Genomic DNA, 22,177 nt, shown 5'->3' with positions numbered 1-22,177 from the left:
ACGCCCTGCGCATGAGCTTCTGGCGCGCCCCCCGCTGGCTGGCCGGCTCGGTCCGCAACAAGCTGTTGGCGATGGCGCTGCTGCCGTTGCTGCTGGCATTCCCGATGCTGGCGCTGGCGCTGGCCCTGTGGGGCAACGTGGCCTACGACCGGCTGCTGATCACCAAGGTGCGCAGCGACCTGGCGGTGGCGCACGGTTACTTCGAGCAGGTGCTCAGCGAGGTCGGCTCGGGCACACAGGGCGTGGCCGGCTCACAGGCGCTCTACACCGCGCTGCGGCCCGCGAATCCCACGGACCGGCGCGACGTGAGCGAGCAACTGGCGTTGGCCCGCGAACGGCTCGGGCTGGACTTCCTGCTGCTCTACACACCGCAAGGCCAGCCGCTTGCGCGCGCGGTGCCCACCGGGCTGAGCAACGCGGATGCGAGCGCGCCGATCCCACTCATGCCCCCCGCGCTCGGTGGTTCGGTGAGCGACAACGGCCGCTCGGCCGCGCGCGCGCGGTTGCTGGTGCTGGAGCCGGAAGAACTGGAGGCCCTGGCGCCGCACCTCTCGCCTCGCCTGCGCATTTCGCTGGTGGCCACGCGCAACGCCGCGCCCGACACACGCGAGGCCGAGCACCGGGCCATGGTGATGCTGGCCACGCACCCGGTGCGCGACGCGGCGGGCCAGACGATCGCGCTGCTCGCAGGTGGCCTCCTGCTGAACCAGAACCTGGATTTCATCGACCACATCAACCGCATCGTGTACCCCGAGGGCTCGTTGCCCTTCGGCAGCCAGGGCACGGCCACGCTGTTCATGGACGACGTGCGCATCACCACCAACGTGCGCCTGTTCCAGGACCAGCGCGCGATCGGCACACGCGTGTCGCAGACGGTGCGCGACGCGGTGCTGGGCCGGGGCCAGACCTGGCTGGACCGCGCCTTTGTGGTGAACGACTGGTACGTCTCGGCCTACGAGCCCTTGCTGGACGCGCACGACCAGCGCATCGGCATGTTGTACGTGGGGTACCTGGAGGCGCCGTTCCGGCTGGTGCGCTACGCGATGCTGGGGGTGATGGGCCTGATCTTCCTGGGCGTGATGGCGCTCTCGGCCTGGTTCTCGCTGCGCTGGGCGCGCAGCATTTTCCAGCCGGTGCAGCGCATGAACCGCACGATGCAGCTGGTGGAGGAAGGCCAGTCGTCGGCGCGCGTGGGCGAGATTTCGGCGCGCGACGAGCTGGGGGCGTTGGCGGGCCATCTGGACGAGTTGCTGGACGTGATCGACGACAAGACCGCGGCCTTGCAGCGCTGGGGCGATGAGCTGGACCACAAGGTGGCTGAGCGCACGGCGGAGCTGGAGGCGAGCAATGCGTCCTTGCAGCTGGCGCAGCAGCAATTGGTGAAGAGCGAGAAGCTGGCGGCGATCGGCCAGCTGACGGCGAGCATCGCGCACGAGATCAACAACCCGATCGCGGTGATGCAGGGCAATCTGGACTTGATGCGCGAGACGCTGGGGGCGGCGAGCCGGCCGGTGGCGTCGGAGCTGAAGTTGCTGGACGAGCAGGTGGAGCGCATGCGCATCATCGTGACGCAGTTGCTGCAGTACGCGCGGCCGACGGAGTACGCGGGGTATGTGGAGACGCTGGACATCAATCGGACGATGGAGGACTGTCTGGTGCTGGTGGGGCATCTGCTGGCACAGACGCACATTCGCGTGGAGCGGGATTGGCAGGCGACGCGGCGCGCGGGGTGCAACCGGCAGGAGTTGCAGCAGGTGGTGATCAATCTGTTGATCAACGCGATTCAGGCGATGCCGCAGGGCGGTGTGTTGCGCTTGGTGACGCGGGATTGGGTGGATGAGGCGGGGCGTGGGGGGGTGCGGCTGTGGGTGCAGGACAGCGGCCCCGGTCTTTCTTCGGAGGTTCTGGAGCGGCTGTTCCGGCCTTTCTTCACGACGAAGAACGATGGGAATGGGCTGGGGTTGTGGATCAGCCAGGGCCTGGTGGAACGGTATGGGGGGCACATCACGGCCGAGAACCTCCCGGATGGTTCCGGCGCTTCCTTCTGCGTGGCTTTGTTGACGGAGCCTCATGCGCCTGAGGCTGCGCCTACCCGGGATGGGAGGCCTGGGGGGCTTTGAGTTTGGATTTCGCGCATCTACCTCGCGTCAGGCCGGTGGCGGGATCCGAATGCTCCGGCCCTGCTCGCGGGCGTCTGCCCGGGTCCGCCTCTACCCCTTCGTCAACGCCTTGGCCTGCGCGCAGCCTCTGTGGCAACCGCGAATGGGGGCCTGCGCATTCGGACGCCACCACCGTCCTGCGAAACAACGTAAGCACACCCAGCTTGGCGCGCCACCATCTCTCAGGGGCGGGTGGTTTGGGCATGAGGGCGCTGGCCCCATTCGCGGTTGCCACAAAGGCTTGCGTGCCCACGCGGTGTTGATGAAGTGATGTTCGCGCGCACGGGCAGTCACCCGCGAGCGGCCGGCGCCAGCATGACCGGACCACCCGACCCTGCCAACCCGGCAGAGCGAAACGCCTGAAAGAACCTCAGGCCAACATATCGAAGCCCTGCGCCTCGACGCTGACAAACGCCCGGGTGAACCCAGCCAAGGCCGCATAAAAAGAAGCCTTGGGATGCCCGGCAATCGCATCGCACATCTGCAACACCCAGGGCTGCAGGTGCGTGGTGAAGAACTTCTGCTGCTGCGTGAGGTTCGCCACCTCCACCTCGTCGCCCGCGATCAGGTAACGCATCACCTCGCACAGGTACGCGATGTGGTCCTCCGTCTCCGGCATGGTCTCGTCGCGCGCCAGACCCAGCGCCGCCAGATCGTTGCGCAAGGCCGCCAAGGGCTTCTCATTCAGGAAGCCGCTGAGGTAATGCGAGCCGAACACGAATACCTCGGGCTTGCCCACGCCACCGAACAGCGCGTCGTACTCGGCCACGACGGCCTCGTCGCTCAAGGCGCGCGCCGCCGCCACCACCTCGCGCCACGGCTCCTCCAGAAAACCACCGGCGGCCGGCGCCTCGGTCACGGCCACACGCAGCTGCGCCATCAGCTCGGCCGACGGCGGCGCGTAGTACAGCGCAGCCAGCAGGCCGTACACCTCGGCACGGGCGGTTTCTTCGTCCAGCGCGGAGGACGAGACGGGAATGGCGTTGTTCATGTCAGAGATCGTGAATCCGGGTCTCGCCCGGGTTGGAATACAGGTCCACCACGCGGCAGTCGCCGCACATCTTCAGGCGCTCCAGGGCCTCACCCTGGAACATGGCGTGACCCGAGAGTTTGGCCAGCATGACCTCGATGCCCTTGAGCGTGCCGAAGGGCTTGGCGCAGCGGATGCAGTGGTAGGGCTGGGCCTCGTTGAGCACGCGCAATTGCTTGCGCTGCTCGCCCAGCAGAAGGCGCGGTTGCAGCGTGATGGCGTCCTCCGGGCAGGTGCTGGCGCACAGGCCGCACTGCACGCAGTTCTTTTCGATGAAGCGCAGCTGCGGGCGCTCGGTGTTGTCCTGCAAGGCGCTGGCCGGGCAGGCGCTCACGCAGCTCAGGCACAGGGTGCAGGTGTCCTTGTTGACCACGATCGTGCCAAGCAAAGACGCACCGGGCAGCGCGATGGCTTCCACCGGCGCGCGCTGGGCCGCGCTGTCCTGCATCAGGTGGTCGAGCGCAAGCTCCACGGTCGCGCGCTTCTCGGCCTGGATGGCGAAGGTCGCGCGGCGCTTCACGGTCTGTGCCGGTGCGTCACCGAGCTCGGCGTCCAGCGCCTTCGCGTCCTTCGCTTCGATCAGGCGGAAATGCCGACCGCTGTAGCCCAGGCCGCTCACGATGGCCTGAGCCACGTCCATCTGCTCGCGCACCGCGTCGCGGTACTGCGGCGCTTCGTCGCCGGTCATCAGCACCCAGACCTGCGAGGCGCCATAGGCGAAGGCGGAAAGCCACACGTCCAGCCCGATGGAGGCGGTGTGCCACAGAGGCACCGGGATCACGCGCGCGGGCACGCCGCGCACGGCCTTCTTGTCCAGCGAGGCCGAACGCCCGAGTTCACCGATGAGCGCGCCGCCCGCTTCCTCGCTGTGCAGCAGCAGGGCGGCGTCCTTGCCACCGGCCTTGGCGTACGTGCCCAGCAGGGTGCGCAGCTTCACGCCCTGCTCGCTCGCTCGCGGGTAGGCGTACGACAGCGCACCGGTCGGGCACACCGTGGTGCAGGCGCCGCAGCCCACACAGAGGTTGGGGTTGACGACGATCTGGTTGCGCTTGATCTCGCTGTGGATCGCCAGCGCCGAGCAGATCTCCACGCAGGCATTGCAGCCCACGGTTTCGTTGCGGCCGTGTGCGCACAGCTTCTGCTTGTAGGTGAAGAACTTGGGCTTCTCGAATTCGCCGACCAGGTCGCGCAGCCGCACGACGGTGGCCATGGCGCCCTCGGCCTGCAGGCCGCCGCGCAGGTGGAAATAGCCCTGCGGGAGCGCGTGCTGGGTGAAGGCCGGGGCGTCGCGCAGGTCGAGCACGATGTCGAAGCGCTCGCTGTGGGTCTGCGGCTCGCGCTGGAAGTTGATCGCGCCCACGGCCTCGCAGGCCTTCACACAGGCGCGGTGGTCCTGGCACTTGGCCAGGTCGATCTGGTAGTCCAGGCCGATGGCGCCTTCCGGACAGGCGGCCACGCAGGCGTTGCAGCGCGTGCAGAGGTCGAGGTCGATCGGGTTGTCGCTGCGCCATTGCACGTCGAACGCGCCCAGCCAGCCTTGCACCTGCTCCAGCGCGCCCGCGATCACGGGGTAACGCCGCGCCTGCATGCCCTGCCCGCCCGTGGCCAGGAGGCTGACCTCGAGCACGTCCCCCACCATGCCGGCGATGCGTTCGCTCTCGTCCAGCGCGCCGATGATCAGCAGGCGCCCCGCGCTGTTGTAGGTCACGGTGGGCACCGGCTCGGGATCGGGCAGGCGCGCCGCCGCCAGCAGCGCAGCCATCTTCGGCATGGCCTGCGCGCCTTCGCGGCCCCAGCCACCGGTCTCGCGGATGTTCACGAAATGGATCGGCCGCACGTCCAGCGACACCGCGCCCTCGGTCTGTTCCGAGAGTTCGGTGAAGAGCCGGCTTTCCTGCGTGCAGGCCACCACGAGCTCATCCTTGCTGCGGCAGGCCTTCTGGAAGGCAGGCGCGTCGCGGCGGCACAGCGTGGTGTGCAGGCTCAGGTCTTCATCCAGCGCGTCGCCCAGAACCTGGGGGTTCAGGGACATCGTCTGGTTGCAATTGCAGATCAGCGTGGTCATCGTGGGGTGCCGCGTCGTGGGCGGCGGCAGTGGGCTCGCGGGGGTCGGCGGCGACAGGGGCGTCGTCGACGGCGTCGTTGACTTCGGCCTGTTGGGCGGCCGTTGTGTCTGGTGGTGTATCGGTGGCCGGGGCGGCGGCGGCGGGTTTGACTTCGTTGGGGTCGTCCACCAGCTTGAGGAACTGCGCGCCCACCATCTTGGCCATCTCGGCGGCCGTGATGGGGCTGGGTTGGGAGTAGTCGTCGATGTAGATGTCCAGCCCGTCCATCACGTTGTAGTGCGGGTCGGTGAACAGCTTCTTCACGGCGGCGTTGCGCACGTCAGCAGGCACGTCGCGCGCGACGAAGGCCGAGTAGTCAGATTCGGGTGTGAGGCGGGCCACGTCGTCCAGCGTGAGCGCGGGTGGCGGCTCGGCAGGCGTGTCGGCGGGCACGGGATCGGTCACCCACTCAGGCGCCGGCGGCGCCACCACCGCGGCCGCGATCGGGGCCACGGGCGGGGCGGGCGGCTCGGGGGGCAGGGGCTCGCCGCTGCGCACCTGCACCTTGCGGCGTGACCAGCGCGAGAAGAAGTTGCTGCTGTCGTCTTCGGCGGCCATGCTCACTCTCCGGGCGGCCCGCCGCCACGCAGCTTGCTGGTGCTGATGCGCACGGGCTGGCCGAAGCGGTCGGTCAGTGGCTTGAAGCTGTCGGGCCGCTTGCGGCGCTTGGGTTCGGGCTGGTAGGTGGTGTCCACGAAAGCGCGCAGCCAGCCCACCACCTCGTCGGGCGCGGCGACCTGGTCCACGCGCTCCTGCGCGTCAAGCCAGCGGCCGGCATCGTGGTAACTCAGCGTGACGATCTGCGGCACCGCCATGGGCTCGCCGTCGAGCAGGCGCGCTTCGTCGGCGCGCCAGAACACCCAGAAACAGGGGTTCGGGCTGTTGAGATTCAGGAAGTAGCCCTCGGCATCGTCGCGGAACAGCTCGACGCGAAAACGCGGGAACAGCCAGTGCGTGGCCTGCGCGTCGACGCCCAGGGTGTCCACCGGCTCGACCGCCTGCGGTTCGTGGCTTTCGTGCTCGGGTGCCGGGCCGGTCTCGTCGGGATCGCTGTGCACCATCACGTCGGCCAGCACCCATCGCCAGGCCTGCCAGCGGCTCATGGGCCCACTCACCGGCTCGCGCCGCATCACCACATCGACCTCGATGGCGGGTCGGCTGCGGGTGGCGGGCAACGTATGTTCAATCTTCATATGAAGATCGCAATGTAAGCCATCCACCCGGGGTGAGCGCAGTCTGTGCGGGATCACCCAGCCACCGACTGCGGCATGCGCGGGGAAACCCTGAGCGCTGGCACGCCAGCCACGCCCATCCAGGACACCGAGGAACCGGCTTTGCCGGGCCTCAGGTGTCGCCCCCTGGGGGGTGACGCGCCGCAGGCGCGGCGCAGGGGGATCCTCTAGTACGTCTCGAGGTGCAGGCGTCCTTCGCGCTTGAGTGCACCGCCCACGGTGTCCCAGTTCAGGCCCGCGCCCTGCGCCACATCGCGCAGCGCCAGCACCACGCCCTCTTCCATGCTCTTGAGGCCGCACACATAAAAGTACGTGTTCGGGTCCTGCAGCAGCAAGGCCAGGTCGGCCGCGCGCTCGCGCATCACATCCTGCACGTAGCGCTTGGGCTGGCCCGGCGTGCGGCTGAACGCGAAGTTGGTGTCGATGAAATCCTTGGGCAGGCTTTGCAGCGGACCGAAGTACGGCAGCTCTTCCTGGGTTCGTGCACCGAAGAACAGCATGAGCTTGCCGCCCTCGAACTTGCCCGAGGCGCGCAGGCGCCGGCGCCATTCGGTCATGGCGCGCATGGGCGCGCTGCCGGTGCCGGTGCAGATCATCACGATGTTCGAGCGCGGGTGGTTGGGCATGAGGAAGCTGGTGCCGAACGGCCCGATCACCTCCACCTTGTCGCCCACCTTGAGGTCGCACATGTAATTGCTCGCCACGCCACGCACCGGTTCGCCGTCGTGGTCTTCGAGCACGCGCTTGATGGTCAGCGACAGGTTGTTGTAACCCGGGCGCTCGCCGTTGCGCGGGCTGGCGATGGAGTACTGGCGCGCGTGGTGACGGCGGCCGATGTCGTCCACGCCCGGCGGCACGACGCCGATGCTCTGGCCTTCCAGCACCGGGAAGGGCATGGCGCCGAAATCGAGCACGATGTGGTGGGTGTCGTAGTCGCTGCCGGCGGTCTTGCCGACTTCGGTCACGCGCACATTGCCCACCACGGTGGCGGTCACGGTCTTCTGCGTGGCCTTGGGACCGTAGAGGTTGCTGTAGGCGTGCGCGGCCGACCAGGGCGGCAGCGTCGCGCCGAAGGCCGACGAGTTGAAGGCCTCCTCACCGCTGGGGTCTTTCGCCACCGCGGGCGCGGCGGCGGGCGGCGCGGCCACGGACACGTCGGCATCGGCATCGGCCAGGCCTTCGAGCTCTTCGGGCGGCAGCTCGGCCGGCAGCGATTCCCAGGTGAGCTGCTCGGCGGTCGTGTAGGCCCGCACGCGCGGCATCATGCGCCAGTTGTCGATCGAGCCCGTGGGGCACGGCGAGATGCAGTCCATGCACAGGTTGCACTTGGACGCGTCGACCACGTAGTTGAGGTTGTCGTGCGTGATCGCCTGCACCGGGCAGATCGCTTCGCAGGTGTTGCAGCGGATGCAGATCTCGGGGTCGATCAGGTGCTGCTTGATGACAGCGGCTTCGGCAACAGCGTTCATGATGGTGTCTCCAGGAATCGAGACAGTGTAGGAGCGAGAAGATGTTCAACCAAGGTCGCCGCGGAACTGGCTTTGCCAGGCCGCCAGCGACGCCCCCTGGGGGGTGACGCGCCGCAGGCGCGGCGCGGGGGGGATCACCCAAACCTGACGTACTCGAAATCGACCGGCTGACGGTTGATGCCCATGACCGGCGGTGCGATCCAGCCGGCGAACTTGCCGGGATCGACCACGCGGCCCATCAGCGACGCGACAAAAGCGAAGTCTTCCGGCGTCGGCAGCCATTCGCTCTTCTTCGCGGCCCACTCGGCCTCGCTCACCACGCGGCCGTCGGGCGACATCTTGATGCCGGCGAGCGCGCCGATCTGGCGGTTGAAGGCCTTGTGCGGCACGGTCAGGCGCGTGGGGATGCCGGCCTTTTCCAGCACCTTGTTCCAGCGGTTCACGCCAGCCACGGAGTCGGCGATGAAGTCGTCGCGCAGCACCTCGTTGAGCGCGTTGAGCATCGGCACGTCCTTCTCGACAAGCTGGCCGTCCTTCACCTCGAGCACCTTGTAGGTCTGGCCCTTGAGCACGTGGTCGTCGGTGCGCTTGCCTTCTTCGTAGCGGCCCTTGAGGCCCGAGCTGTAGAAGATCGCGGCGTTGCTCGACTGGTCGGCGCCGAACAGGTCGATGGTCACCGAGTAGTGGAAGTTCAGGTAACGCTGGATGGTGCCCAGGTCGATGGCGCCAGCGGCGCGCACCTTCTGCGCGTCGTCGGTCTTGAGCTCGTTCATCACCTGCGCGGTGCGCGTGAGCACGCGCGAGACGCCGCTTTCACCCACGAACATGTGGTGCGCTTCTTCGGTCAGCATGAATTTGGTCGTGCGGGCCAGCGGGTCGAACGCGGACTCGGCCAGGGCCGAGAGCTGGAACTTGCCGTCGCGGTCGGTGAAGTAGGTGAACATGAAGAAGGCCAGCCAGTCGGGCGTCTTCTCGTTGAACGCGCCCAGGATGCGCGGGTTGTCCTGGCTGCCCGAGGTGCGCTGCAACAGCGCCTCGGCCTCTTCGCGGCCGTCGCGGCCGAAGTGCTTGTGCAGCAGGTAGACCATGGCCCACAGGTGGCGGCCTTCTTCCACGTTGATCTGGAACAGGTTGCGCAGGTCGTACATGCTGGGCGCGGTCAGGCCCAGGTGGCGCTGCTGCTCGACCGAGGCGGGCTCGGTGTCGCCCTGCGTGACGATGATGCGGCGCAGGTTGGCGCGGTGTTCACCAGGCACGTCCTGCCAGGCTTTTTCACCCAGGTGGTCGCCGAAATGCACCTTGCGCTCGGCGTCGCCCGGGTTCAGGAAGATGCCCCAGCGGTAGTCGCGCATCTTCACGTGGCCGAACTGGGCCCAGCCCTGCGGGTCCACGCTGACCGCGGTGCGCAAGTAGACCTCGTGGTTGGTCGACCCCTCGGGGCCCACGTCGTCCCACCAGTTGATGAAGTTGGGCTGCCAGCCTTCGAGCGCGCGCTGCAGCGTGCGGTCTTCGCTGAGGTTGACGTTGTTGGGGATCTTCTCGCTGTAGTTGATCGTGCTCATGTCGTGCTTCCTCGGGTTCGGTGGCTGGAATGAAATCAGACGCGGTTGAAATCGAAGGCGGCCTTGTCGCCTTTGCCGTAGACCTTCAGCGCACCCTTTTCGCCGACGGCGTTGGGGCGGATGAAGATCCAGTTCTGCCAGGCGGTGAGGCGGCCGAAGATGCGGGTGGCCATGTTTTCCTTCTGCGCGAAACGCAGGTTGGCTTCCAGGCCGGTCAGCGCGTCGGGCGACATGGCCGCGCGCTCTTCGAGCGCCATGCGCACTTCGTCGGCCCAGTCGATGTCGTCAGGCGCGGCCGTCACCAGGCCCAGGGCCAGCGCGGCGTCGGCGTCCAGCGCCTGGCCGATGGCACCGCGCGCGGCTTCCATCGGGGCCGTCTCTTCGTAGAAGCGGCGCTGCAGGCGCGATTGTTCGTTGACCATCGGCAGGAAGCCGAAGTTGAACTCGCCCAGCTGCAGCTTGGGCGCGGCATCGGCGTCGTCGGGCAGGGCCAGCATGTAGGCGCGGTCGGCGCAGAAGGCCAGCTCGGCCAGCGAGCCGGCGAAGCAGGAGCCGGACTCGATCAGCGCGAACAGGCTGCGCGAGGACACGTCCAGGCGGGCGAAGGTGCGGCGCATCAGGCCCAGGGTCTCGCGCACCAGCCAGTGGTCCTTGTTCGCGAGCATCAGCGTGTCGCTGGCGAGCACGGCGGCGGCATCACCTTCGGTTTTGAGCAGCCAGGTGCCGATGTCGAGTTCGTTGGTGCGCAGGCAGAGGATGGCGTCGTCGAGTTCGCGCGCCATCTGCAGCGGCCACCAGGCCGCACCGGCGGCTTCGATGCCGGCGATGTCGATCGGCTGTGCGCCGGTAGGGGCCTTGACCGTGAGGGTGACGTTGCGCTTGGCGCGGTCGATCGACACGTTCACGTAGCGGTAGCTGATGCCGTCGGCGCTGTCGGTGCGCTCGACGCGGGTCAGGGCCACGCCCTTGCCGGCGGCGGGGCGGTCGCTCTTCGCGGCCAGCGCGGCGGCGCGCTCTTTCACATGGGCGGCGAACTGCTGCGGCTTGGCAATCGAGTCCACCAGGCGCCAGTCCACGGCCTTCTGGCCCCGCACGCCTTCGCTGGTGGTGCAGAAGATGTCGGCCAGGTCGTGGCGCACATGGCGCTTGTCGGTCACGCGGGTCAGGCCGCCGGTGCCGGGCAGCACGCCGAGCAGCGGCACTTCGGGCAGGGACACGGCAGAGGAACGGTCGTCCACCAGCACGATCTCGTCGCAGGCCAGGGCCAGCTCGTAGCCGCCGCCGGCGCAGGCACCGTTGAGCGCGGCGACAAACTTCAGGCCACTGTATTTGGAAGAGTCTTCAATGCCATTGCGGGTCTCGTTGGTGAACTTGCAGAAGTTCACCTTCCAGGCGTGGCTGGAGAGGCCGAGCATGAAGATGTTGGCGCCGGAGCAGAACACGCGGTCCTTGCCGCTGGTGACGACCACCGTGCGCACTTCGGGGTGTTCGAAGCGCACGCGGTTGAGCGCGTCGTGCAGCTCGATGTCCACGCCCAGGTCGTAGCTGTTGAGCTTGAGCTTGTAGCCGGGGCGGATGCCGGCGTCTTCGTTGATGTCGACGGCCAGGGTGGCGACATCGCCTTCGAACGACAGCTTCCAGTGGCGGTACTGGCTGGGATCGGTGCGGTAGTCGACGGCGGGGGGCGTGGCGGTGGCGCTCATGGGGTGTCTCCGGGCAGGTGTCTGAGGTCGATGGCGGTCCGCAGGGGACTGCGGCGGGATCAGGCCCGGTGACCTGCACTCAAACGCCGGTCCGAACCTGGTGATGTGAATAATAATTCACAAAGTCAGAAACGTCAATGCACTTTCATGCATGTTTTTCTTCGAACCCGATTGCCTCACGCACTTGGGCCCGCAGCGCGTGGAAAGCGTCTTCCAGGTTGTAGGCGCTGGTGTCAAACGCCATGTCGGCCTTGGAATAGAAGGCCGAACGCCCGGCCAGGATGCGCTTGAGATCTTCCATGGCCTCGCGACTTGCGGCCATGGGCCGCAGGTCGCCCTGGGCCGCCACGCGCCCCATGTGGTCGGCCGGGTCGGCCTGCAGCCACACCGTGGTGCAGTGGGACAGCAGCAGGTTGAAGTTGGCTGCGTCGGACACCAGGCCACCGGGGGTGGCGATCACCACCTCGGGGTAGATCTGGATCGCCTCTTCCAGGGCGCGGCGCTCGTAGCGGCGGTAGGCCGGCGTGCCGTAGAGGGAGTGGATCTCGTTGATGCTGCAGCCGGCGAATTTCTCGATTTCTCGGCTCAATTCGATGAAGGCAAAACCCAGGTCGTCGGCCAGGCGCTGGCCCAGGGTGGACTTGCCCGCGCCGCGCAGGCCGATGAGGGCGATGCGCGCCTTGCGCCCAGGGTCACCGCCACTGGCCGCGCCGCCACCGAGCAGGCTGCCGATGGCGATGCGGGCACGCCGCAGGTCGGCTTCGTTGCGCTTTTCCAGCAACTCACGGATCAGCAACCACTCTGGTGAGCTTGTACTCACATCTCCCAGCAGCTCAGCCAGTGAACACTGCAGCGCCTGCGCCACCTGCAGCAGCACCAGGATGGACGCGTTGCCGGTGCCGTACTCGAGGTTGGCCAAGTGCCGCTCCGACACATCGGCCGCGATCGCCACCGCCTTGCGCGTCATGCCCCGGCGCGAGCGCAGGGTGCGCACGCGCTCGCCCAGCGCCACCAGAAAGGGGTGGCGCTCCTCTTCGGCGCCGGGCTGCTTGGCCTCGCTGGCGGCCATCACGCCGGTCGCGTCGATGTCCATGGTGGGCTGACCTTTCTGTGGATCGGTTGGGCGGGAAAAACCCTTTGAGGGCTTGCCATTCGGCAAAACATGCACTTTAATGCACAATTCGCAAAACGCAAGATAGTGCATTTATAGCGCCATTCTCTCCCTGCGGCCAGTGCCCGGGGTCCGCCACCACCCACCGAGACAACCACCATGACCCCCTCTTCCCTGCTTCCCAACTTCCTCGGCGGCCAATGGCAGACCGGCACCGGGGCGGGCACGCCCTTGTTCGACCCGGTGCTCGGCACCGAACTCGCGCGCGTCAGCAGCGCCGGGCTGGACCTGGCCGCCGGTTTCCACTTCGCCCGCGAACAGGGCGGCCGGGCCCTGCGCGCCCTGAGCTATGGCGAACGCGCTGGCCTGCTGGCGGCCATCGTCAAGGTGCTTCAGGCCAACCGCGATGCCTACTACGAGATCGCCACCGCCAACTCGGGCACCACCACCAAGGACTCGGCGGTCGACATCGACGGCGGCATCTTCACGCTGGGCTATTACGCCAAGCAGGGCGAGGCCCTGGGCGGCGCGCGCGCGCTGCTCGACGGCGAACGCATCCGCATGGGCAAGGACCCGGTGTTCCAGACCCAGCACGTGCTGCAGCCCACGCACGGCGTGGCGCTCTTCATCAACGCCTTCAACTTCCCGAGCTGGGGCCTGTGGGAGAAGGCCGCGCCCGCCCTGCTCTCGGGCGTGCCAGTGATCATCAAACCGGCCACGGCCACCGCGTGGCTCACGCAGCGCATGGTCAAGGACGTGATCGACGCGAACATCCTGCCGGTGGGCGCGCTCTCGGTGGTCTGCGGCTCCTCCGCCGGCCTCATGGACCAGCTGCGGCCCTTCGATGTGGTGTCGTTCACCGGTTCGGCTGACACGGCGCGCATCATCCGCAGCCACCCGGCGGTAGCCTCCGCTTCAGTGCGTTGCAACATCGAGGCCGACAGCCTCAACAGTGCCCTGCTCGACCCGGCCGCCACGGCCGACAGCGAAGCCTTCAACCTGCTGGTGAGCGAGGTGGTGCGCGAGATGACGGTGAAGGCCGGCCAGAAGTGCACCGCGATCCGCCGCGTGTTCGTGCCGCGCGCGCTGTACGACGCGGCCGCCCAGGCCATCGGCGCCAAGCTCACCAAGACCAGCGTGGGCAACCCGCGCAACGAGAGCGTGCGCATGGGTTCGCTGGTGAGCCAGGAGCAGAAGGCCAGCGTGCTCGAAGGCATCGCCAGGCTGCGCACCGAAGCCGAGGTGCTGTTCGACGGCAGCGGCGCCGCGCTGGTGGACGCCGACGCCGCGGTGGCGGCCTGCGTGGCGCCCACGCTGCTGGGCTCGCGCGAACCCGCGAAGGCGAAGGTGCTGCACGAGGTCGAGGTGTTCGGCCCGGTGGCCACGCTGATGGCCTACGACGGCATCGAACAGGCCTACGAACTCATCCGCCGCGGCGAAGGCTCGCTGGTGTGTTCGGTCTACAGCGCCGACCCGGCCTTCACCGCCAGCGCCGCGCTGGAGCTGGGCTCGGCCCACGGCCGCGTGCACGCCATCTCGCCCGACGTGGCGGCCAGCCAGACCGGCCACGGCAACGTGATGCCCATGTCGCTGCACGGCGGCCCCGGCCGCGCCGGTGGCGGTGAAGAACTCGGCGGCCTGCGCGCGCTCGGCTTCTACCACCGCCGCAGCGCGGTGCAGGCCAGCAGCGCCGCGCTGGACGCCCTGGCCGCCTCGGCGGTAGCCTTGAAGTATTGAGCCCGAACCCCGAGAACCGCAGAGGAGACAACCCCATGGACACCACCGTCGCACCGCCCCCCGAGCGCTTCAACTTCGCGCGCCACCTGCTGGAATTCAACAGCGGCCGCGCGGCCAAGACCGCCCTGATCGACGACCAGGGCCAGCTGAGCTACGGCGAACTCAGCGATCAGGTGCGGCGGTTCTCCGCCGCGCTCAGCGCCTTGGGCCTGCGCCGTGAAGAGCGCGTGCTGCTGCTCATGCACGACAGCAGCGACTGGGTGGTGGCCTTCCTCGGCGCGCTGCACGCGGGCGTGGTGCCGGTGGCGGTGAACACCTTGCTGACCGCGCAGGACTATGCATACATGATGGCCAACAGCCGCGCCCAGGCCGCGCTGGTGTCGGCCGCGCTGCTGCCCACGCTGCAGACCGCGCTGGACAACCTGACGGCCCAGGGCGGCCACGAGGTGAAGCACCTCATCGCCTCGCGCGCGACGGGTGCCCTGCCCGATGGCGTGCACCATTTCAGCACCCTGGTGGGCAGTCATGCCCCGGCGGCACAGGCCGCCGACACGCACGGCGACGAACCAGCGTTCTGGCTGTATTCCTCGGGCTCCACCGGCGCGCCCAAGGGCACGGTGCACACCCAGGCCAACCTGTACTGGACCGCCGAGCTGTATGGCAAGGGCGTGCTGGCGCTGCGCGAGAACGACGTGGTGTTCTCCGCCGCCAAGCTGTTCTTCGCCTACGGCCTGGGCAACGCGCTGAGCTTCCCGCTCAGCGTCGGCGCCAGCGTGGTGCTGATGGCCGAGCGCCCGACGCCGCAGGCCTGCTTCAAGCGCTTCAAGGACCATCAACCCACGGTGTTCTACGGCGCGCCCACCGGTTACGGCGGCATGCTCGCCGCCGCCGACCTGCCCAGGAAGAGCGAGGTGGCGCTGCGCCTGTGCTCCTCGGCCGGTGAGGCCCTGCCGCAGGACATCGGTCAACGCTGGACGAACCACTTCGGCGTCGAGATCATCGACGGCATCGGCTCCACCGAAATGCTGCACGTGTTCCTCTCCAACCGCCCCGGCGACGTGCGCTATGGCACCACCGGCAAGCCCGTGCCGGGCTACCAGATCGAACTGCGTGGCGAGGACGGCCAGCCCGTGGCCGATGGCGAGATCGGCGACCTCTACATCAAGGGCCCGAGCGCCGCGCTGATGTACTGGAACAACCGCGGCAAGAGCCGCGACACCTTCCAGGGCGGCTGGACCAAGGCCGGCGACAAGTATTCCCGCGACGCGGACGGCTACTGCACCTACGCGGGCCGCAACGACGACATGCTCAAGGTCAGCGGCATCTATGTGAGCCCGTTCGAGGTGGAGGCCACGCTGGTGCAGCACCCCGCCGTGCTGGAAGCCGCCGTGATCGGCAAGACCGACGCCGACGGCCTGACCAAGACCAAGGCCTTCGTGGTGCTCAAGGCCGGCGCTCAGGCCACCGAAGCCGAGCTGCAGGCATTCGTGAAGGAAAAGCTCGCGCCCTACAAGTACCCGCGCTTCATCGAGTTCCTGCCGGAACTGCCGAAGACGGCCACGGGCAAGATCCAGCGCTTCCGGCTGCGGGAGCGGGAGGCCGGTTAAGCCTCCCTGGCCCCATGAAAAAAGCCGGCTGACGCCGGCTTTTGTTTGGGCGAGAAGGCTTCAGGTGTCCTTCGAAATCTTGATCGATGGGAACTTGCTGGAAAAGTCCTTGGACTTGGCCGCGATCTTGATCGCCACCTGCCGCGCCACGCCCTTGTAGAGGTTGGCGATCTCGCCCTCGGGGTCGGCCACCACGGTGGGCATGCCGCTGTCGGCCTGCACACGGATGCTCATGTTCAGCGGCAGCGCGCCCAGGTAGTCCATGCCGTATTCGGCCGCCATCTTCTTGCCGCCGTCGGCGCCGAAGATGTGCTCCACGTGGCCGCACTTCTCGCACACGTGCACCGCCATGTTCTCCACGATGCCCAGGATGGGCACGCCCACCTTCTCGAACATCTTGATGCCCTTGCGCGCGTCGAGCAGCGCAATGTCCTGCGGCGTGGTCACGATCACGGCGCCGGTGAGCGGCACGCGCTGGCTCAGCGTGAGCTGGATGTCGCCGGTGCCCGGCGGCATGTCGACGATGAGGTAGTCCAGGTCGGTCCAGTTGGTCTGGCGCAGCAGCTGCTCCAGCGCCTGGGTGGCCATGGGGCCGCGCCAGATCATGGCCTCGTCGCGGTCGATCAGGAAGCCGATGGAGATCACCTGCACGCCGTAGTTTTCCAGCGGGTCCATGGTCTTGCCGTCCGAGCTTTCGGGCCGGCCTTCCACGCCCATCATCATGGGCTGGCTGGGGCCGTAGATGTCGGCGTCCAGGATGCCGACCTTCGCGCCTTCGGCGGCCAGCGCCAGCGCCAGGTTGACGGCGGTGGTGCTCTTGCCCACGCCACCCTTGCCCGAGGCCACGGCGATGATGTTCTTCACGTTGGGCATGAGCTGCACACCGCGCTGCACAGCGTGCGCGGTGATCTTCGTGCCCATGTTGACCGACACGTTGTCCACGCCGGGCACCGACCTGGCCGCGGCGATCAGCGCGCGGCGCAGCGACGGCAGCTGGCTTTTGGCGGGGTAGCCCATCTCCACCTCGAACGAGACATCGCCCTCGGCCACCTGCAGGTTCTTCACCGCCTTGGTGGAGACAAAATCCTTGCCGGTGTTGGGATCGACAACGGCTTGCAGCGCGGTCAGCAGTGCCTGGGAATCAACGGCCATGGGAAACGGTCTCCTGAGAGGGGGTGTGGGGTATCGGTGTTGTGAGGGGTGCGGGAGCGTGGGGAAGTCTAACGTCACCCCCGGGTCAAGGGCATACACACAGGCGCCATGAGGGCATCGGCCCGTAAAATGGCCGGTTCCCCGACAGAAAGCCCTTCCCATGAGCCAGCGACGCCTGTTCGTCACCACCGCCCTGCCCTACGCCAACGGCCATTTCCACATCGGCCACATCATGGAGTACATCCAGGCCGACATCTGGGTGCGTTTCCAGCGCATGCAGGGCCACGAGGTGAACTTCGTGTGCGCCGACGACGCGCACGGTGCCCCCATCATGATCGCCGCCGACAAGGCCGGCAAAACCCCGCAGCAGTTCGTGGCCGACATCGCCGCCGGTCGCAAGCCCTACCTGGACGGGTTCCACATCGGCTTCGACAACTGGCACAGCACCGACGGCCCGGAAAACCACGCGCTGGCCCAGGACGTGTACCGCGCGCTCAAGGCCAACGGCCTGATCGAGACGCGCACCATCGAGCAGTTCTTCGACCCCGAGAAGAACATGTTCCTGCCCGACCGCTTCATCAAGGGCGAGTGCCCGAACTGCCACGCCAAGGACCAGTACGGCGACAACTGCGAGGTCTGCAGCAAGGTCTACAGCCCGACCGACCTGATCAACCCCTACTCGGCCCTGTCGGGCGCCAAGCCGGTGCTCAAGCAATCGGAGCACTTCTTCTTCAAGCTCTCCGACCCGCGCTGCCTGGCCTTTCTTGACCAGTGGACCCAGAGCGGTGCGGTGCAGCCCGAGGTGCTCAACAAGATCAGCGAGTGGATCGAACCCGGCGAGGACGGCAAGCCCAAGATGGGCGACTGGGACATCAGCCGCGACGCGCCCTACTTCGGCATCGAGATCCCGGACGCCCCGGGCAAGTACTTCTACGTGTGGCTGGACGCGCCGGTGGGCTACCTGGCCTCCCTGAAGAACCTGTTCGACAAGACCGGCCGCGACTTCGACGCCTTCATGGCCGACCCGAGCACCGAGCAGTACCACTTCATCGGCAAGGACATCATCACCTTCCACACCCTGTTCTGGCCCGCGATGCTGAAGTTCAGCGGCCGCAAGGTGCCCAACGCGGTGTTCGTGCACGGTTTCCTCACCATCAACAACGGCGAGAAGATGAGCAAGAGCCGGGGCACCGGCCTGGACCCGCTGAAGTACCTGCAGCTGGGCATGAACCCCGAGTGGCTGCGCTACTACCTGGCCGCCAAACTGAGCAGCCGCAACGAAGACCTGGATTTCAACCCCGAGGACTTCATGCTGCGCGTCAACAGCGACCTGGTGGGCAAGTACATCAACATCGCTTCGCGCGCGGCCGGCTTCATCGCCAAGCGCTTCGAGGGCCGCCTGGGCGAGGTCTCGGCCGACGGCGACGCGCTGCTCGACCACCTCCAGAGCGCCGCGCCCGGCGTCGCCGAGCTCTACGCCGAGCGCGAGTACGGCAAGGCGCTGCGCGAGATCATGCAGCTGGCCGACCGCGTGAACGCCTACGTGGACCAGAACAAGCCCTGGGAACTCGCCAAGCAGGACGGCATGGACGGGCGCCTGCACGACGTGTGCACCACCTGCATCGAGGCCTTCCGCCTGCTCACGCTCTACCTCAAGCCGGTGCTGCCCGCGCTCGCCGCGCAGGTGGAGGACTTCCTGCAAGCCGCGCCGCTGCAGTTCGCCCACACCACGCGCCTGCTCGGCAAGGGGCACGCGATCAAGGCCTACCAGCACCTGATGCAGCGCGTGGACGTGAAGCAGCTCGACGCCCTGTTCGAGCCGCCACCGGCGCCCGCGCAGGCCGCCACGGTGCCGGGGGGCGAACCGATCGCCGACACGATCACCATCGACGACTTCGCCAAGATCGACCTGCGCATCGCGCAGATCGTGAACTGCGAGGCCGTGGAAGGCTCGAGCAAGCTGCTGCGCCTCACGCTCGACGTGGGCGAGGGCCGCACGCGCAACGTGTTCAGCGGCATCGCCAGCGCCTACGCGCCCGAAGACCTGGTGGGCAAGCTCACCGTGGTGGTGGCCAACCTCGCGCCGCGCAAGATGAAGTTCGGCGTCAGCGAAGGCATGGTGCTGGCCGCCAGCCACGCCGACGAGAACGCCGAGCCCGGCATCCACGTGCTCAACCCCTGGCCCGGCGCCACGCCGGGCATGCGGGTGCGCTGAACGGCGGCTCGCCCGTGTTCAAACCGATCCGGGGCTTCACCAGTCTGCAGCGCACGCCGCAGACCGATCTGAAGCTCGGCTCGGTGCTGGCCTTCGTGGCCGGGGCGGCCAACGCGGGCGGCTTGCTGGCCGTGGGCCAGTACACCTCGCACATGACGGGCATCGTGTCGTCGGTGGCCGACCACCTGGTGCTGGGCGAACTCACGCTGGCCCTGGCCGGCCTGGGCTCGGTGCTGGCCTTCCTGCTCGGGGCCATGACCACGGCCTGGCTGGTGAACTGGGGCCTGCGCCGCGAACTGCGCAGCGCCTACGGCCTGCCCCTGGTGCTGGAGGCCGCCGCGCTGCTGGTGTTCGGCCTGTTCGGTGCCGCCATGGGTTTCATGACGCCGGTCTTCCTGCCGCTCACCGTGGTGCTGCTGTGTTTCATCATGGGCCTGCAGAACGCGGTGATCACCAAGATCTCGCGCGCGACCATCCGCACCACCCACGTCACCGGCCTGGTGACGGACCTGGGCATCGAGCTGGGCAAGCTGCTCTACGTGAACCGGCAGCCGGGTGCGGCGCCGGTGCGGGCCCACCGCGGCAGGCTGCGCGTGCACGGCCAGCTGATCGCCTGCTTCTTCTTCGGCGGGCTGGCGGGCGCGCTGGGCTTCAAGCACCTTGGTTTCATCAGCACCCTGCCGCTGGCGCTGATGCTTCTGCTGCTGGTGATGCGCCCGGCACTGGACGACTGGCAGCGGCTGCGGGCAGCCGCCTGACGCCGCCGTTCAGCGGTTCTTGTCCAGATCCGGGTCGCGCACCGACATCGTGCGCACCACCTTGAGGTCGGCGTCGAACACCACCGTGAACACCTGGGACTCGCCCACGTTCGGGCTTTCGAGGTAGCGCCAGTCGTAGTGCGTCTCGCGCTTGAGCGCGTAGGTGGTGATCTTCATGGGCTTGCCCAGCATGCGGCGCACCGCCTCCATCGGCATGCCGGGCTGCACCTGGGCAAAGGTGCGCGGGTTGAGCACCTGGCGCAGCGAGGCCATCTTGCCGTCCGGGCCGATGGTGATCATGTAGTTGGTGTGGCCCGCGGGCTGGCGGTTGTACTCGTAGATCTGCGCGCCGTCTTCGCCTTCCCACACCGCCTCGGGCGCGCCGAAGCGTTCGCGCACGTCGGCCTCGGTGGACACGCCCTCTTCCAGCTCGCTGATGTTCTGCGGGTCGCAGGCCGCCAGCAGGCCCGCCAGGCCGAGCCCGCCCAGCAGCCCCAGCGCGCCACGCCACGTCCTGCCCATCGCCGCTGTTCGCATGTCGGTCCTTGTCCAGATCAAAAGGCCAGTCTAATGCCCGACCCCACGGCTCAAGCTTGGCGGGCGGCGTGAACCGTAGCCAAAGGTAACATCGGCCCATGTTCCAAGGCCTGCCGCCCCTGGCGCCGTTCCGCCCTCGCCTGCTGAAAGACCTGCGAGGCTACAACCGCGACAAGCTCGCGCGCGATGTGGGTGCGGGTGCCACAGTGGGCATCGTGGCGCTGCCCCTGGCCATGGCCTTCGCGATCGCCAGCGGCCTCAAGCCCGAGGCCGGCCTGTGGACCGCGATCATCGCGGGCTTCCTGATCTCCGCCCTGGGCGGCACCTCGATGCAGATCGGCGGCCCGGCCGGCGCCTTCATCGTCATCGTCTACGGTATCGTCGAGCGCTACGGCGTGGCCAACCTGCTGATCGCCACCGCCAGCGCGGGCGTGCTGCTGTTCCTGCTGGGCCTGTTCCGCCTGGGCACGCTGGTGCGCTACGTGCCGGTGAGTGTCGTGATCGGCTTCACCAACGGCATCGCGGTGCTGATCGCGCTGTCGCAGGTGCGCGACCTGCTCGGGTTGGAGATCGCGAAGATGCCGGGCAGCTTTTTCGGCCAGATGAAGGCCCTGGCGCAGCACCTCGACAGCTTCAACCCCTTTGCCTTCGCGCTCGGCGGCCTGTGCGTGCTGGGCCTGTTCGTCTGGCCGCGCCTGTGGGCGGTGGATTTCCAGTTCCGCCGCCAGATCGAGAAGCTGGACCGGGTGAGCGCGCTCAAGGCCACCTCGCGCCTGCCCGGCCCGGTGGTGGCCCTGGTCACGCTCACGCTGCTGGCCTGGGCCCTGAGCTTGCCGGTGGAGACCATCGGCACGCGCTTTGGCGGCATCCCGCGCGGCACGCCGGCCTTCGAGCTGCCCGACTTCTCGTGGGAGACCGTGCGCCTGCTGGTGACGCCCACGCTCACCATCGCGCTGCTGGGCGCCATCGAATCGCTGCTGTGCGCGCGCGTCGCCGACCAGCTGAGCGACGCGCCCAAGCACGACCCCAACCAGGAGCTGATGGCGCAAGGCGTCGCCAACGCCGTGGTGCCCTTCTTCGGTGGCATGCCCGCCACCGGCACCATCGCGCGCACCGTGACCAACATCCGCTCGGGCGCCGCCTCGCCGGTGGCCGGCATGGTGCATGCGCTCACGCTGGCCGCCGTGGTTCTGGTGGCCGCGCCGCTGGCCTACCACATCCCGCTGGCGGTGCTGGCCGGCGTGCTGCTGTTCGTGGCCTGGAACATGGGCGAATGGCGCGAATTCGGGCGCCTGAGGCAGTTCAGCAACCACTACCGGTTGATGCTGCTGTCCACCTTCTTCGTCACCATCGTCTTCGACCTCACGGTGGCGGTCGAGCTCGGCCTGGTGCTGGCGGTGGTGCTGTTCGTGCGCCGCCAGAGCGAGATCTTCCGCGCCGAGCCGGTGGCGCGCACCGAGCAGCAGGCCACCTACAAGCTCTACGGCTCGCTGTTCTTCGGCGCCGTGGCCAAGATCGATCCCATCGTCGCCGACGTGGAGCGTTCCCCCACGCCGATCAATGTGATGCTGGATGCCAGCCACATGATCTCGCTCGACACCACCGGGCTGGACGCGCTGGAACAGCTGCACAAGGCGGTGCACAAGCGCGGCGGCCACCTGGGCATGGTGGGCCTGCACGCCCAACCGCGTTCGCTGATCGAACGCTCCGGCTTCGCGGGGCGGCTGAACACCTTCCAGTGAGGCCCCAGGGCGGCCCGGTAAAATCGGCCTCTTTCACTCCGCGCACCACCGAGGCCAC

General features: G+C 67.9%; 16 protein-coding genes. 6 read left to right on the top strand and 10 right to left on the bottom strand.

Going from position 1 to position 22,177, the window contains the following annotated elements; all coding sequences use genetic code 11:
• The first annotated feature begins 11 nt into the window (after window positions 1-11).
• A complete protein-coding gene (locus ACODTB_RS08550; RefSeq protein WP_291115521.1) occupies window positions 12-2,120 on the top strand; it encodes a sensor histidine kinase in 2,109 nt (702 codons plus the stop codon).
• 409 nt (window positions 2,121-2,529) lie between these two features.
• Here ACODTB_RS08550 and ACODTB_RS08545 read toward each other — a convergent pair whose 3' ends face one another.
• The 8 genes from ACODTB_RS08545 to ACODTB_RS08510 all read right to left on the bottom strand — a co-directional run bounded on the left by ACODTB_RS08545 (window position 2,530) and on the right by ACODTB_RS08510 (window position 12,353).
• Window positions 2,530-3,150 carry a TorD/DmsD family molecular chaperone gene (locus ACODTB_RS08545; protein ID WP_291115524.1) on the bottom strand — a complete coding sequence of 207 codons (621 nt, stop codon included), beginning with the start codon at window positions 3,148-3,150 and terminating at the stop codon, window positions 2,530-2,532.
• Between the two features lies 1 nt (window position 3,151).
• Complete coding sequence (locus tag ACODTB_RS08540) at window positions 3,152-5,221, bottom strand: 4Fe-4S binding protein (protein WP_291115527.1); 2,070 nt, start codon at window positions 5,219-5,221, stop codon at window positions 3,152-3,154.
• A complete protein-coding gene (locus tag ACODTB_RS08535; protein ID WP_488929248.1) occupies window positions 5,181-5,852 on the bottom strand; it encodes a DUF3306 domain-containing protein in 672 nt (223 codons plus the stop codon). The genes ACODTB_RS08540 and ACODTB_RS08535 overlap by 41 nt, the downstream gene beginning before the upstream one ends.
• A gap of 2 nt (window positions 5,853-5,854) precedes the next feature.
• The gene (locus tag ACODTB_RS08530; protein WP_488929247.1) at window positions 5,855-6,487 is read right to left on the bottom strand and encodes a DUF3305 domain-containing protein; all 633 of its coding nucleotides are present in this window, start codon (window positions 6,485-6,487) and stop codon (window positions 5,855-5,857) included.
• A gap of 206 nt (window positions 6,488-6,693) precedes the next feature.
• Complete coding sequence (gene boxA, locus ACODTB_RS08525; protein ID WP_291115033.1) at window positions 6,694-7,995, bottom strand: benzoyl-CoA 2,3-epoxidase subunit BoxA; 1,302 nt, start codon at window positions 7,993-7,995, stop codon at window positions 6,694-6,696.
• A gap of 134 nt (window positions 7,996-8,129) precedes the next feature.
• A complete protein-coding gene (gene boxB, locus ACODTB_RS08520; protein ID WP_291115030.1) occupies window positions 8,130-9,557 on the bottom strand; it encodes a benzoyl-CoA 2,3-epoxidase subunit BoxB in 1,428 nt (475 codons plus the stop codon).
• 35 nt (window positions 9,558-9,592) lie between these two features.
• Window positions 9,593-11,260, bottom strand: a complete 1,668-nt coding sequence (gene boxC / locus ACODTB_RS08515) for a 2,3-epoxybenzoyl-CoA dihydrolase (RefSeq protein ID WP_488929246.1) — start codon at window positions 11,258-11,260, stop codon at window positions 9,593-9,595.
• Between the two features lie 145 nt (window positions 11,261-11,405).
• Window positions 11,406-12,353, bottom strand: a complete 948-nt coding sequence (locus ACODTB_RS08510) for a helix-turn-helix transcriptional regulator (RefSeq protein ID WP_488929245.1) — start codon at window positions 12,351-12,353, stop codon at window positions 11,406-11,408.
• 177 nt (window positions 12,354-12,530) lie between these two features.
• Between ACODTB_RS08510 and ACODTB_RS08505 the strand changes: the two genes are divergently transcribed.
• Both ACODTB_RS08505 and ACODTB_RS08500 read left to right on the top strand, forming a co-directional pair.
• On the top strand, window positions 12,531-14,108 hold the full coding sequence (locus ACODTB_RS08505) for a 3,4-dehydroadipyl-CoA semialdehyde dehydrogenase (protein WP_291115026.1): 1,578 nt from the start codon (window positions 12,531-12,533) through the stop codon (window positions 14,106-14,108).
• A gap of 35 nt (window positions 14,109-14,143) precedes the next feature.
• Entirely contained in the window at window positions 14,144-15,715 is a 1,572-nt protein-coding gene (locus ACODTB_RS08500; protein WP_291115024.1) for a benzoate-CoA ligase family protein, read from the top strand.
• Window positions 15,716-15,775: 60 nt separating this feature from the next.
• Here ACODTB_RS08500 and apbC read toward each other — a convergent pair whose 3' ends face one another.
• Complete coding sequence (gene apbC, locus ACODTB_RS08495) at window positions 15,776-16,867, bottom strand: iron-sulfur cluster carrier protein ApbC (RefSeq protein WP_291115022.1); 1,092 nt, start codon at window positions 16,865-16,867, stop codon at window positions 15,776-15,778.
• A gap of 160 nt (window positions 16,868-17,027) precedes the next feature.
• Here apbC and metG point away from each other — a divergent pair, with 160 nt between their 5' ends.
• Both metG and ACODTB_RS08485 read left to right on the top strand, forming a co-directional pair.
• Window positions 17,028-19,082, top strand: coding sequence for a methionine--tRNA ligase (metG, locus tag ACODTB_RS08490; protein ID WP_291115020.1), 2,055 nt, complete (start codon window positions 17,028-17,030; stop codon window positions 19,080-19,082).
• A 14-nt stretch (window positions 19,083-19,096) separates the two neighbouring features.
• Window positions 19,097-19,840 carry a YoaK family protein gene (locus ACODTB_RS08485; protein WP_291115017.1) on the top strand — a complete coding sequence of 248 codons (744 nt, stop codon included), beginning with the start codon at window positions 19,097-19,099 and terminating at the stop codon, window positions 19,838-19,840.
• Between the two features lie 9 nt (window positions 19,841-19,849).
• Here the strand turns inward: ACODTB_RS08485 and bamE are convergent, their stop codons facing one another.
• Window positions 19,850-20,362: an outer membrane protein assembly factor BamE domain-containing protein gene (gene bamE, locus ACODTB_RS08480; RefSeq protein ID WP_291115039.1), complete on the bottom strand. Its 513-nt coding sequence runs from the start codon at window positions 20,360-20,362 to the stop codon at window positions 19,850-19,852.
• Between the two features lie 113 nt (window positions 20,363-20,475).
• Here bamE and ACODTB_RS08475 point away from each other — a divergent pair, with 113 nt between their 5' ends.
• Window positions 20,476-22,119, top strand: coding sequence for a SulP family inorganic anion transporter (locus ACODTB_RS08475; protein ID WP_291115015.1), 1,644 nt, complete (start codon window positions 20,476-20,478; stop codon window positions 22,117-22,119).
• Window positions 22,120-22,177 lie beyond the last annotated feature (58 nt).

It is taken from the genome of Hydrogenophaga sp. FG152, assembly GCF_057809615.1.
This window is presented reverse-complemented; position numbering and strand designations above follow the sequence as displayed.